The sequence below is a fragment of the Paraburkholderia sp. SIMBA_030 genome (assembly GCF_046535245.1).
GTDB lineage: Bacteria > Pseudomonadota > Gammaproteobacteria > Burkholderiales > Burkholderiaceae > Paraburkholderia.
The window spans coordinates 82,513-95,602 of record NZ_JAWRXB010000020.1 but is presented as its reverse complement, the minus strand read 5'-3'; the positions used below and the strand labels follow the sequence as shown (position 1 = coordinate 95,602).

Sequence of the window (13,090 nt, the reverse complement as noted above, 5' to 3'; positions counted from 1 at the left end):
CGCCTCCTGGCGTTATTTCTGATCTCTCGTTGAGACCTCATGGAACGCAAGAAAACGTGAAGACTTTCAATAAGACGCTTTGCTTCGCCATCCTGACTGCTAGCGTGACTATGTCCGCCTGTGGCAGTGGTGGCGGTGGTGGCGGTGATAACAACGACGACGCGAACGCGACACAGAACAACGACAAGCCGGCGCCAGTTACGCCGGCGCCCTCGCCGGCTCCGGGTTCGTCGCCTACTCCTACACCAAGTCCTACGCCGAGTCCGAACCCTGCACCAACTCCGACTCCAACTCCGAGCCCGAGCCCTGCTCCAACACCTACTCCGACACCAACGCCGACTCCGAGCCCGCCCCCCACGCCTACTCCAACGCCCGCGCCAGCGCCGAGCCCGGCTCCGACGCCCACGCCCGTCGCAGATGTCAATACCGTCCCGATCACCGTCGAGCGTTGGACGGGAAACTACGCCAACATGCCGTACGTGAGCGTCACCATCTGCATCCCTGGTATGCAGGGCAGCAACCAATGCGCAACGGTCGATCACATGCAGCTCGATACCGGCTCGGTCGGCGTGCGGGTACTGGCGAGCGCACTGGGTTCGGCGCTTGCCGGCCGCTTGCCGGCACAGTCCGGCGCCACCAATGATCCGACCGGCGGCGCACCGATTGCCGAATGCGCGGCATTCGGCTCGGGGTACACGTGGGGACCGATCAAACGGGCCGACGTAACGATAGGCGGCAAAATGGCGGGCGATCTGCCGGTGCAGGTGATCGCCGACGGCACGTACGCAACGCCGTCAGATTGCGTTTCACGCGGCGTCAACAACCTCGGTACGGCGACTGCGCTCGGCGCCAACGGCGTGCTTGGCATCGGTCCGGCGCAACGCGACTACCCGGCTGCGGCACAAGCCGTCTTACCGGCGGTCTACTACTACTGCACATCCGCGAGTTCGTGCACGAATACGCGGGTGCCGCTCGATACACAAGTGATGAATCCGGTCGCCAACTTCACCTCCGACAACAACGGCACGATTATCCGTCTGCCCGCGTTGCCCGCAGGTGGCCAGGCAAGCGTCACGGGCGAACTGGTGTTCGGCATCGGCACGCAGCAGAACAATGCGATGCCGTCGACCGCGAATATTCTGGCGCTCGACCAGTATGGCTATTTTCCCACCACGTATAAGGGCCGATCGTTTACCAGCGCCATCGACAGCGGCTCCAATGCGAACATCTTCGCGGATTCGACCGTCCCCTACTTGGGCGACTGGTATATGCCGCCGACTACGCTCAGCCTGTCCGCTAACCTGACTGGTGTCGACAAAGCTGCCACGCCAGTCACCGTGCCGTTCTCGCTTGCCAATGGCTGGGGCTTGCTGGCGAACCAGTACGCGGCCTACGACAGCCTTGGTTCGCCGTCGGCGGGGATATTCATCTGGGGACTGCCGTTCTTCTTCGGCCGCAACGTCTACACCGTGCTCAACAACGCGATGATCGGCAAGCAGGCGGGTCCGTTCATCGCGTTCTGATAGTCGACGATCACACGCACACGAACCAAACAGAAGGCCGGCGCCGCGAGGCGCCGGCCTTCCGTCTTTCCAGCAAAAGACTGCGTGCCGCCCAATCGCTAATCCGTCTCCTTCAACACTTCAGCAACGGTCCTGAATATCTCCGCGATCTGCGCCTCCTCGATAATGAGCGGCGGCGAGAACGCCAGAATATCCCCGGTATAGCGCGTCAGCACACCCTTCTCGTAGCACCGCACAAACACATCGTAAGCACGCGCGCCAGGCGCACCATCACGCGGCGCCAACTCCACCCCACCCACCAACCCAAGATTGCGCACGTCGATCACGTGCCGCTCACCTTGCAGCTTGTGAATCGCTGTCTCGAAGATCGGCGCCATCCGCGCGGCCCGTTCGAACAGCTGCTCGCGCTCATACAGATCGATCGTCGCACACGCCGCGGCCGCGGCAATCGGGTGTCCCGAGTACGTATAGCCATGAAACAGTTCGATCCCGCCCGGCGCGCCATTCACGATCGAATCGTGAATCCTTCCGCTGGCGGCGACGGCGCCCATCGGCGCTGCCGCATTGTTGGTGCCCTTGGCCATCGTCAGCAAATCGGGCGTTACGCCGAAATATTGCGCGGCGAATGGGGCGCCCAGACGCCCCCACCCTGTAATCACTTCGTCGAAGATCAACAGGATGCCGTGCTTGTCGCAGATCTCGCGCAGCCGCTGCAAATAGCCTTGCGGCGGAATCAGCACGCCGGTCGAACCCGCCACCGGCTCGACGATCACCGCCGCAATCGTCGACGCGTCGTGCAGCGTGACAAGCCGCTCCAGTTCGTCGGCGAGATGCACGCCCCACACCGGCTGTCCTTTGGAGAACGCCGCCTCCTTGATGTTCAGCGTATGCGGCAAATGATCGACTGACGGCAGCAGCGCGCCTGAAAACGCCTTGCGGTTCGGCGCAATGCCGCCCACCGAAATCCCGCCGAAGCCGACACCGTGATAGCCACGCTCGCGGCCGATGAAGCGTGTGCGCTGCCCTTCGCCACGCGAGCGATAGTAGGCCAACGCGATCTTCAGCGCGGTATCGACGGCCTCCGAACCCGAGTTCGCGAAGAAGATGTGCTTCAGATCGCCCGGCGTATGCCGCGCGATTTTGGTGGCGGCCTCGAAAGCCTTCGGGTGCCCCATCTGGAAAGTCGGCGCGAAATCCATTTCGGCCGCCTGGGCCTGCACCGCCGCCACGATCTCGTCGCGGCAGTGCCCGGCGTTGACGCACCACAGGCCCGCGGTGCCGTCGAGAATGCGCCGGCCGTCGTGCGATGTGTAGTACATGCCCTTCGCGCTTGCGAGCAGCCGTGGCGCGCTCTTGAACTGGCGGTTCGCGGTGAAGGGCATCCAGAACGCGGACATATCGGGTGAGTTGGCGGTGGCGCGCTCTTTCATGTCGGGTCTCCTCGCGTGGGTGGTCTTCCAGTGTAGGCAGAGCGCGACGCATGCACAAAGGGGCGGCGCTCATGCACCGCGCGCGCACGCTGGCGGATCGGCACGCTTCGTTGCAGCGCCACACGCACCGCAACGAGGCGCGCAGGCTACGTGTGCACCACTTTCGCGCCGCAGGACGCATACCACCCATGCCCGGCCGCCGCGCCGCAGCACGCAAGAAGCCGAGTTCACGCCGGATGCGTCGCTTGGCATGTGCCTTGCAGTACACAAGCGGCAAGTCATGCGGGATAAGCCCTGCTGGCTGAAATCGACGCCCATAAACATTCACCATCAATGGCAAGGGGATATACATGAAACGTCGCAGTCTGTTGAAGTTCGGCTCCATGTCGGGCGCACTGGCGCTCGCCGGTCAGGTTCCGTTTGCCAAGGCGCAATCCGGCAGCGGTCCGATCAAAGTAGGCGTTCTGCATTCCTTGTCAGGCACGATGGCGATCTCGGAGACGTCGCTCAAGGACACCGCGCTGATGACCATCGCGGACATCAACAAGAACGGCGGCGTAATGGGCCGTCAACTGGAGCCGGTGGTGGTCGACCCGGCATCGAACTGGCCGCTGTTCGCCGAAAAGGCGCGCCAGCTGATCACCCAGGAGAAGTGCGCAGTCGTGTTCGGCTGCTGGACTTCGGTGTCGCGCAAATCGGTGCTGCCGGTATTCGAAGAACTCAATGGCCTGTTGTTCTATCCGGTGCAGTACGAAGGCGAGGAAATGTCGCGCAACGTGTTCTACACGGGCGCCGCGCCGAATCAGCAAGCGATTCCGGCAACCGAATACCTGATGAGCAAGGAAGGCGGCGGTGCGAAGCGTTTCTTCCTGCTCGGCACCGACTATGTCTATCCGCGCACGACCAACAAGATCCTGCGCGCCTTCCTGAAGTCGAAGGGCGTACAGGAAGCGGACATTCAGGAGGTCTACACGCCGTTCGGCCACAGCGACTATCAGACCATCGTCGCGAACATCAAGACCTTCTCGCAGGGCGGCAAGACCGCGGTGATCTCGACCGTCAACGGCGACTCGAACGTGCCGTTCTACAAGGAACTGGGCAACCAGGGGCTGAAGGCATCCGATGTGCCGGTCGTCGCGTTCTCGGTCGGCGAAGAAGAATTGCGCGGCATCGATACGAAACCGCTGGTCGGCAACCTCGCGGCGTGGAACTACTTCATGTCGCTGCGCAATCCGGCCAACGAGAAGTTCAAGAAACAATGGGCCGCGTGGGTCAAGGAAAACAATCTGCCGGGCGGCACCAAGCGCGTGACCAACGATCCGATGGAAGCGACCTTCGTCGGCATTCATCTGTGGAAGCAGGCTGTCGAGAAGGCGAAGAGCACGGATGTAGACAAGGTGCGTGTGGCGATGGTCGGCCAGACGTTTGCCGCACCATCGGGCTTCACGCTTGAAATGGACGGCAATCACCATTTGCACAAGCCGGTGATGATCGGCGAAGTGCGCGCCGACGGCCAGTTCAACGTGGTGTGGCGCACCAAGACCGCGATCCGCGCGCAGCCGTGGAGCCCGTTCATCGCCGGCAATTCGAGCAAGCCGGATGTGGTCAGTTCGATTCCGGCGTTCCTGAAGCGCTCGCGGGTTGCCTGACGGGACGGCGCGGCCATACGTGTCTATCCACGATGCCGCGCCGCCCTGCCGGTTCTTCTTCAAAGGCCACCATGGCGTTTTCATTCCTGAAGTTCGCACGGCGCAGCATCGGCAGCCTGGGGCTCGTGCTGCTGGCTAGCGCGCCGCTCGCCGCCTTCGCGCTGAGCCCGGCCGATGTCGCGCCGCTCGCCGGCGACGACTTCGACGCGAAATCCGCGGCCATCGACAAGCTGATCGCCAATCACGACAAAGCATCGCTCGCGGTGCTCAAAGCGCTGTCCGACGACAGTGCGCTCGCCACCGATGCCGGCGCCGTGCTCCTGCAAGACGGCGACACCGCACGCGATGCCGTCACCGGCAAGACCGTCGCCGCCGGCGACGCTCAACCGGTCACGCTGAACAATCTGCTGCGCTCGAAGGTGGCAGGCGCGCTGTCGGGTCTGCAACTCGACTCGCCCGATACGGCGACGCGCGCCGCCGCCATTACCGCGCTGTTGCAAAACCCCGATCCGTCGATCAAACCGCTCGTCGACGCCGCTCGTGCGAAGGAAACCGATCCGGCGCTGAAGAAGCGTCTCGACACGCTGTGGGCGATGACCGCCTTGCACGACGCCGATCCGGCCAGGCGGCTCGAAGCCGTGCAACTCGTCGCCGCGCGGCACGATCTCGACATGAACGAGTTGCTGCGCCCGCTCGTCGCGAAGAAGCCGGACGGCACTTTCAACGAAGCCGACGACCGCGTACGCGCCGCCGCGCAAAGCGGCATCGACGAACTCGATGCGATCCAGCGCCGCAGCCAGATCGCCGGCACGCTGTTCGCCGGCTTGTCGCTCGGCAGCGTGCTGTTGCTCGCCGCGCTCGGCCTCGCGATTACCTATGGGTTGATCGGCGTCATCAACATGGCGCACGGCGAATTCCTGATGATCGGCGCGTACGCGACATACGTCGTGCAGAACCTGTTCCAGCGGTACGCACCCGGCGCGTTCGACTGGTATCCGCTGCTCGCGGTGCCCGCGTCGTTCGTGGCCGCCGGGCTGGTCGGCATCGTGCTCGAGCGGCTGGTTCTGAAGCATCTGTACGGCCGCCCGCTCGAGACCCTGCTGACCACCTTCGGTATCAGCCTGATTCTGATTCAGGCCACGCGCATGCTGTTCGGCGCGCAAAACGTGCAGGTGGTCAATCCGGCGTGGATGAGCGGCGGCGTCACCGTGTTGCCGAATCTGATCTTGCCGTACAACCGCCTGGCGATCCTGGCGTTTTCGATGATCGTCGTCGGCATTGCGTGGGCCGTGCTGACCAGGACGCGCCTCGGCCTCTTCGTGCGCGCCGTCACACAGAATCGGCGGATGGCGGCGTGCGTCGGCGTGAAGACGGCGCGGGTCGATTCGTATGCGTTCGCGTTCGGCGCGGGCATTGCCGGTTTGGGCGGCTGTGCGTTGTCGCAGATCGGCAATGTCGGCCCGGACCTCGGCCAGAGCTACATCATCGATTCGTTCATGGCGGTGGTGCTCGGCGGCGTCGGACAACTGGCCGGCACGGTCATCGGCGGCTTCGGACTCGGCCTGGTCAGCAAAGCGATCGAACCGTTCTGGGGCGCGGTGCTCGCGAAGATCGCGGTGCTCGTCCTGATCGTGTTGTTCATCCAGAAGCGTCCGCAGGGCATGTTCGCCCTCAAGGGCCGTAGCGCGGAGGCATGATGACGTCTGCGACTACCCCGGCTCACGTTTCGTCAACGGGCTCGGCCGCGACCGCCGGACGCGAGGCGCAATCCGGCTTCGCGCTCGGCTTGCCGCCGCGTCCCGCGCTGCTGTCGCGGCGTGCGTGGCTCGCGCTGATCGCGCTGATCATCGTGTTCGGCCTCGGCGTGCCGTTCGCCACGCTGGTGGTGCCGGAGACGAGCGCGTTCCATCTGTCCGCGTACGCGATGACGCTGACCGGCAAGTTCATGTGCTACGCGATCGCCGCGCTCGCGCTCGATCTCGTGTGGGGTTACTGCGGCATTCTGAGCCTCGGGCACGCATTGTTCTTTGCATTGGGCGGCTACGCGATCGGCATGTACCTGATGCGCTCGATCGGTCACGAAGGCAAATACGGCAGCGATCTGCCGGATTTCATGGTGTTTCTCGACTGGCATCAGTTGCCCTGGTACTGGCAATGCACCCAGCATCTCGGGTATGCACTGCTGCTGGTGGTGCTGGTGCCGGCAGTGGTCGCGTGGGTGTTCGGCTTCTTCACGTTCCGCTCGCGCGTGAAGGGCGTGTATCTGTCGATCATCACGCAGGCCATGACGTTCGCCGCGATGCTGCTGTTCTACCGCAACGAAACCGGCTTCGGCGGCAACAACGGCTTCACCGATTTCAAGCGCATCGGGGGTTTTCCGATCACGCATCCGGGCACTCGTACTGCTCTCCTGCTGATCACGTTTGCCGTGTTGATTCTCGCGTTTATCGGCGCACGGGCGATCGTCACGTCGAAGCTCGGCCGCGTGGTCACCGCGGTACGCGACGGTGAAACGCGCCTGATGTTCCTCGGCTACAGCCCGTTGGCGTACAAACTGTTCGTGTGGACCGTGTCCGCCGTGTTGTGCGGGATTGCCGGCGCTTTGTATGTGCCGCAGGTCGGCATCATCAATCCGGGCGAGATGTCGCCGGGCAACTCGATTGAAATGGCGATCTGGGTCGCCGTGGGCGGACGCGGCACCTTGATCGGACCGATCATCGGCGCGTTCGCGGTGAATGGCGCGAAGAGCTTTTTTACGGCGAACTTCCCCGAGTATTGGCTGTTCTTTCTTGGCCTGATCTTCGTGTTGGTGCCGTTGCTGTTGCCGAACGGCATCATGGGGTTGATCGAACTCGTGACGCGCAAGAGGAACCGCTCATGAACGAAAACCCGATGGTTCCCGATCTTGCCTTGCCTGAAGCACCTGCTGAACGGTCGTTGAGCGGCGTCGCCAGCATGGGACACGCGGTGGTGCCGGGCGAGATCGATATTTCGCACGGGACGATTCTGTACCTCGAGGATGTGACCGTCAGTTTTGATGGTTTTCGCGCGCTGAATGCGCTGACGTTGTCGATCGATGCCGGTGAATTGCGTTGCATCATCGGGCCTAACGGCGCGGGTAAGACGACGATGATGGATGTCATCACCGGGAAAACGGAACCGGATTCGGGCAAGGTTTTCCTGGGGCAGTCGATTGATTTGACGCGGATGAACGAGCCTTCTATTGCGCGTGCGGGAATTGGGCGGAAGTTTCAGAAGCCTACTGTGTTCGAGCAGCATCCCGTGTGGGAGAACCTTGAGTTGGCGATGAAGGCTGACAAGGGTTGGTGGGCTTCTTTACGCGCCCGGTTGGATCGCGAGGCCCAAGCTCGCATTGAAGAGACCTTGGCTTTGATTGGACTTGAGAGTGAGGCTCGACGGCTTGCCGGCGAGTTGTCGCATGGGCAGAAGCAGCGGCTCGAGATTGGGATGTTGCTGATGCAGCAACCGGCACTGCTTTTGCTCGATGAGCCTGCGGCGGGGATGACCGATGACGAGACCATGCAGTTGGCTAATTTGCTCAATCAATTGCGGGGAACGTGCTCGATGATGGTTGTGGAGCACGATATGGAGTTTGTTGCGGCTCTGTCTGGCGACACCGGGAAAGTTACCGTCATGGCCGAAGGGCGGGTTCTTGCTCACGGCACGCTTGAGGAAGTCAAGAAGGATGAGACGGTTATCGAGTCGTACCTGGGGAGGTGATCTGGTTTTTTGCCATCGGCGGCGGCATGGTTGTGTGCCTACGGCGTTGCCAAAGGTAAAAAAGCAAAAGCCTCGCAGAATCAGAGGAACGGTCCAAATGTTAGAAGTAGAAAACCTGAACCAATACTACGGCGGCAGCCACATCCTGCGAGATGTGAAACTGACCGTGCCGGACGGCAAACTAACCGTCCTGCTGGGCCGCAACGGCGTAGGCAAAACCACGCTTCTAAGATGCCTGATGGGCGTCGTCCAAACCAGGAGCGGTTCAATCGCCTGGCGTGGAACGCCAATCACAAAACTCCCGACTTACTCGCGAGTAGAGCAAGGCCTGGCCTACGTCCCGCAAGGCCGTGACATCTTCCCACGGCTGACTGTCGAAGAAAACCTGTTGGTAGGCGCCGCCAGCAAAAAAGCCCCCAAAAAAATCCCCGACCGCATCTACGACCTCTTCCCGGTACTAAAAGACATGCGCACCCGTCGCGGCGGCGACCTCTCCGGCGGACAGCAGCAACAACTCGCCATCGGCCGAGCCCTCATGAGCGATCCGCAATTGCTCATCCTCGATGAACCCACCGAAGGTATTCAGCCATCGATCATTCAGGACATCGGTCGCACACTGCGTCAACTGGTCGAAGAAATGGGCATGACCGTCCTGCTCGTCGAACAGTATTACGATTTCGCCAAGGAAATCGCCGATCGGTATTGGGTGATGAGCCGCGGTGAAATCGTCGCGGGCGGCGAAGGCGCTAACATGGATACGGATGGGGTGCGCGCACTCATCGCCGTCTGACGAAGACGGTCACCGCAGCGTGCTATTCTCGCCGCATCACTACGGCAATGCGTCGGCCGTTGCTTGACGCGCGCCAGCACGCTCGGCCTCTATACGTCCATTCGCATGTCGCTTCACGAAAATCACGCCACGCTCGCCACCGCACACTCCGCCGCGCAAAATACCGCGCACTCGCAATGGCGCGCACGTCTCGAACTCGGCTTCGTCAAAGATGGCGAGCGGACCACGCTCAAGCATCGGCGGCATGAAGGGCCGTTGCGCGTGCAACGGCCGCTCTATCCGGAAGGCAATGCGATCTGTCATGCGGTGATCGTGCATCCGCCAGGCGGGATCGCGGGCGGCGATCAGCTGGATATCGATGTCGCGGTTGGCGACGGCGCGCATGCCGTTATTACTACGCCTGGGGCGACCAAGTGGTACAAGTCCAATGGACGCGTGGCGCGGCAGAATATTTCCGTGCGCGTCGGCGAGCATGCGAAGCTCGATTGGCTACCGCAGAACAATATCGTGTTCGATAGTGCGAACGCTCAGCTTGAATTCACGCTGACACTTGCTGAAGGGGCTACCGCGATTGGGTGGGATGCGACGCAGCTTGGACGGCAAGCGGCCGGTGAACGGTGGTCGGATGGGCAGTTGCGCGCGGTTTCGCGGATCGTTGGCGCGAGTGGCGAGTTGTTGTGGCTCGAACGCGCGAGTCTTGGTGCGGATGATCCGCTAAGGTATGCCGCACAAGGGCTTGCCGGATTTCCTGCGTATGGGACGTTGTGGGCCGTTGGACCTGCTTGTGATGATGCGCTTGCTGAGGAGCTGACTGCCCAGTTGCCGTTCGACGATGCGCTGCGGGCGGCGGCTTCTTGTGTCACTTCCGGGGTTTTGATTGTGCGGGCTGTTTCCCGGTCTATGGAAACGCTGCAGCGGGCTTTGACTCAGTGCTGGTTGCAGCTGCGGCCCGTCGTGCATGGGGTCGAGGCGGTGCCGCTGCGGATCTGGTCGACTTGATCTGCGCGCCGCGACCATGCATTGATTGCAACGGTGATGAATGCACCGCCGCAATGAGAAAAATCCGATTTTTGCAAAACGTCGTGCGAGCGCATCACTTTTGCAATCCTTACCATTTTTGAGACATTGCTTTCAGCTAGATTTCTCAGCTATTACAAATAGCTGAGAAAAAAATGAACAATCGAGCTTACCGGCTGGTCTTCAGCCGGTTCCGGAACATGCTCGTCGCTGTGGAAGAGACGGCGAGCGGTGCCGGCAAGACCCGTCAGGGAGAGACAACGGGCGCAGCGCCGGCCGTCTCATCCGGCGATCGGGCCACAACCCAGTTCACGCTGCGTCACGCCGCCTTCGGCGTGTTCGTGCTGGGCGGCGCCATGTCGGTTCATGCGCAGATCGTGGCGGGCGGTGCCAATGCGCCGTCCGTGATCCAGACACAAAATGGCATCCCGCAGGTCAACATTTCAAGACCGTCCGGGGCTGGCGTTTCGCTGAATACGTACGGACAGTTCGATGTCCAGAAAAACGGCGCAATCCTGAACAACTCGCCGACGATTGTCAGCACGCAGCAGGCTGGGCAGATCAACGGCAACCCGAATTTCGGGGCGGGCGAGTCCGCGCGCATCATCGTCAACCAGGTCAACAGCAGCGCAGCGAGCCAGATCAACGGCTATCTCGAAGTTGCGGGGCGACGCGCCGAGGTTGTGATTGCCAACGGCTCTGGCATTTCGGTCAATGGTGGCGGCTTTCTGAATACCTCGCGCGCCATCCTGACGACGGGCACGCCGAACTTCGCCCCCGATGGTTCGCTCGTGGGTTTGAATGTGACGGGTGGCAACATCACCGTGCAAGGTGCGGGGCTGGACGGTTCGACCGTCGATCAGGTTGACCTGCTCGCTCGCGCGGTGCAGGTCAATGCGGCGATCTACGCCGGAAACGCCCTCAATGTAGTGGCGGGCGCAAACAGCGTCAACCATGACACGCTCAACGCAACGCCGATCGCAGGCGACGGACCCGCGCCGGACGCATCGATTGACGTGAGCCAGCTGGGCGGAATGTATGCAAATCGCATACGCCTGGCCTCAAATGAGTTTGGCGTCGGCGTTTCGACCCGTGGCGTGATCGCCGCGCAGGCGGGCGATCTCGAACTGCTCGCGGATGGGCGGGTGGTACTGGCTGGCAGCACGAGCGCGAGCGGCAACCTGACCGTGCAGGCCCGTGAGGGCATCACGAACAGCGGCACGACGTACGCCCAGCAGTCGCTAGCGGCCACCACCGCAGGGGACCTTAGTAACAGCGGCACGCTCGCCGCGCAGCAGCACCTGACGGGCCACGCAGCCAGCGTGGCGTCAACCGGCACGCTCGGCGCCGGGATGAACAGTGACGGCTCGCTCGCGCAGGCGGGCGACCTGAACCTCACGGCTGACGATGTGCTATCGGCGCACGGCAACAACGTGGCAGGCGGCAACGCCACGCTTTCGGGCGCGGCGCTGGACCTCGCCGGCAGCCAGACGCAGGCGCGCGGCAATGTGGCGCTCACCGCGGGAAGCGGGAACATGAATCTCGCCTATGCGACGACGGGCGCAGGCGGCACGCTGACAGCGAACGCGAGTAGCGCGCTTGTCAACGATGGCGGCAACCTGTCGAGCCAGGGGGCGATGCAACTGACCGGGGCCAGTGTTTCCAATGCAGGAGGCCAGATCGTTTCGCAGTCCACGCTTGACGCGGGCTCGGATGGCGCAATCAACAATCGCCAGGGCGTGATACAGGCGGCCGGTCGCGAGAGCGTGAAGGGTGCCTCGCTGGACAATACGGCGGGCCGTATCGTCTCGCTGAACGGCGATGGCCTTTCGGTTGTCACGACGGGCGCGCTCGTCAATGCCACCGGCACCACCGCGACCGGAGAAACCGGTGGCGTGGTCGGTTCGAACGGCGGGCTCGATGTTGGGGCTGGAATCCTGTCGAACCAGGGCCAGCTCACGGCGCAGGGCGATGCGAGCGTGCGTGCGCAGACCTTCGACAATCACGACGGCAGCGTCAGCGCGGGCGGCAGCCTCACCACGACGGTGGCTGGTGCGCTCAGCAACCAGCGCGGCACGCTGACAGGCGCAGCAACAGCGGTGTCGGCTGCCTCGCTCGAGAACAGCAGTGGCGACATTGACGGCGACCAGGTGAGCGTGAGAACGACCGGCGATCTGGTGAACCGTGGCGGCACGATCCGCCAGTTCTCGCAGTCCGGCCAGACGATTATCGCAGGCGGCGCGCTGGACAATACCGGCGGCACGATCGCCAGCAATGCATCGAACCTGAACGTATCGGCGCACACGCTGACCAACGACAGCGGCGCGATCCAGCATGCAGGTAGCAGTGGGAGCACAGCCTAACGACGGCACGGACTGGCAGCCCTACGGCATCAATCAGGCAGGACAGCAGGTATGGGCGCAGAGTCTGCCGGCGGGTGATCCAGATCTTCAGGCGTTCATCGCGAGCAATACGAACGGCAGGAGCGCCCCGAACGGAATGACCTATCAGGCCACGACAACGGGTTCCAATACGGGACTGGTGAGAGCGCCGGACTTCGTGAACTTCCAGATTGATTACTTCGTGGGCAGTGCGTGGGGCACATTCTCGCGGGACGGGAATTCATTCTTCGGTTACGGTGTAAATATGGCGTTACCAAACACAGTTAACGCTGCGGCGAGTGTTCAATTCGGCTGGCTAAATCAAGCGACAGTTAGGCCGGGTCAGACGAATAATTTCTTGTCCGGATATGCGGGTAATGGAACCGCGGCATTTGGTGCTGTGGGCGGCGGCGTTGTTTATTCGCCTGGTAATGGAACTGCAACAACTGTCGGCGCGGGCGTTGGTGTGAACGTTGGAAAATCAAACAATCCAGCGAGTACCGGTATGGGCTACACAGTGGATCAGGGCAAAACAGGGATCAGGTGGTAACTATGCCAA

The 13,090-nt window shown here is 62.3% G+C and carries 10 protein-coding genes; 9 read left to right on the top strand and 1 reads right to left on the bottom strand.

Annotation, left to right across the window (positions count from 1 at the left end; translation table 11 throughout):
- Positions 1–110: 110 nt before the first annotated feature.
- Positions 111–1,523, top strand: a complete 1,413-nt coding sequence (locus SB772_RS29695; protein ID WP_410836804.1) for a DUF3443 domain-containing protein — start codon at positions 111–113, stop codon at positions 1,521–1,523.
- A 98-nt stretch (positions 1,524–1,621) separates the two neighbouring features.
- On the opposite strand, the gene SB772_RS29690 is transcribed toward SB772_RS29695, so the two are convergent.
- Positions 1,622–2,953: an aspartate aminotransferase family protein gene (locus tag SB772_RS29690; RefSeq protein ID WP_410836719.1), complete on the bottom strand. Its 1,332-nt coding sequence runs from the start codon at positions 2,951–2,953 to the stop codon at positions 1,622–1,624.
- A 350-nt stretch (positions 2,954–3,303) separates the two neighbouring features.
- Between SB772_RS29690 and urtA the strand changes: the two genes are divergently transcribed.
- From urtA to SB772_RS29650, 8 genes are all read left to right on the top strand, one after another.
- Positions 3,304–4,602, top strand: coding sequence for an urea ABC transporter substrate-binding protein (urtA, locus tag SB772_RS29685; RefSeq protein ID WP_410836718.1), 1,299 nt, complete (start codon positions 3,304–3,306; stop codon positions 4,600–4,602).
- 71 nt (positions 4,603–4,673) lie between these two features.
- The gene (gene urtB, locus SB772_RS29680) at positions 4,674–6,299 is read left to right on the top strand and encodes an urea ABC transporter permease subunit UrtB (protein ID WP_410836717.1); all 1,626 of its coding nucleotides are present in this window, start codon (positions 4,674–4,676) and stop codon (positions 6,297–6,299) included.
- On the top strand, positions 6,299–7,483 hold the full coding sequence (gene urtC / locus SB772_RS29675; RefSeq protein ID WP_410836803.1) for an urea ABC transporter permease subunit UrtC: 1,185 nt from the start codon (positions 6,299–6,301) through the stop codon (positions 7,481–7,483). The genes urtB and urtC overlap by 1 nt, the downstream gene beginning before the upstream one ends.
- Positions 7,480–8,343, top strand: a complete 864-nt coding sequence (urtD, locus tag SB772_RS29670; protein ID WP_410836716.1) for an urea ABC transporter ATP-binding protein UrtD — start codon at positions 7,480–7,482, stop codon at positions 8,341–8,343. Before urtC ends, urtD begins: the two co-directional genes overlap by 4 nt.
- Positions 8,344–8,440: 97 nt before the next feature.
- Entirely contained in the window at positions 8,441–9,133 is a 693-nt protein-coding gene (gene urtE, locus SB772_RS29665; protein ID WP_410836715.1) for an urea ABC transporter ATP-binding subunit UrtE, read from the top strand.
- Positions 9,134–9,238: 105 nt separating this feature from the next.
- On the top strand, positions 9,239–10,132 hold the full coding sequence (locus SB772_RS29660; protein ID WP_410836802.1) for an urease accessory protein UreD: 894 nt from the start codon (positions 9,239–9,241) through the stop codon (positions 10,130–10,132).
- Between the two features lie 173 nt (positions 10,133–10,305).
- Positions 10,306–12,513, top strand: a complete 2,208-nt coding sequence (locus SB772_RS29655) for a filamentous hemagglutinin N-terminal domain-containing protein (protein WP_410836714.1) — start codon at positions 10,306–10,308, stop codon at positions 12,511–12,513.
- Positions 12,485–13,081 carry a hypothetical protein gene (locus SB772_RS29650; protein ID WP_410836713.1) on the top strand — a complete coding sequence of 199 codons (597 nt, stop codon included), beginning with the start codon at positions 12,485–12,487 and terminating at the stop codon, positions 13,079–13,081. The genes SB772_RS29655 and SB772_RS29650 overlap by 29 nt, the downstream gene beginning before the upstream one ends.
- Positions 13,082–13,090: the final 9 nt, after the last annotated feature.

Coding starts and splice junctions, on each gene's coding strand:
- urtE (WP_410836715.1), top strand. CDS start 8,441: ATGTTAGAAGTAGAAAACCTGAACCAATACTACGGCGGCAGCCACATC.
- urtC (WP_410836803.1), top strand. CDS start 6,299: ATGACGTCTGCGACTACCCCGGCTCACGTTTCGTCAACGGGCTCGGCC.
- SB772_RS29655 (WP_410836714.1), top strand. CDS start 10,306: ATGAACAATCGAGCTTACCGGCTGGTCTTCAGCCGGTTCCGGAACATG.
- SB772_RS29690 (WP_410836719.1), bottom strand. CDS start 2,953: ATGAAAGAGCGCGCCACCGCCAACTCACCCGATATGTCCGCGTTCTGG.
- urtD (WP_410836716.1), top strand. CDS start 7,480: ATGAACGAAAACCCGATGGTTCCCGATCTTGCCTTGCCTGAAGCACCT.
- SB772_RS29650 (WP_410836713.1), top strand. CDS start 12,485: ATGCAGGTAGCAGTGGGAGCACAGCCTAACGACGGCACGGACTGGCAG.
- urtA (WP_410836718.1), top strand. CDS start 3,304: ATGAAACGTCGCAGTCTGTTGAAGTTCGGCTCCATGTCGGGCGCACTG.
- SB772_RS29695 (WP_410836804.1), top strand. CDS start 111: ATGTCCGCCTGTGGCAGTGGTGGCGGTGGTGGCGGTGATAACAACGAC.
- SB772_RS29660 (WP_410836802.1), top strand. CDS start 9,239: ATGTCGCTTCACGAAAATCACGCCACGCTCGCCACCGCACACTCCGCC.
- urtB (WP_410836717.1), top strand. CDS start 4,674: ATGGCGTTTTCATTCCTGAAGTTCGCACGGCGCAGCATCGGCAGCCTG.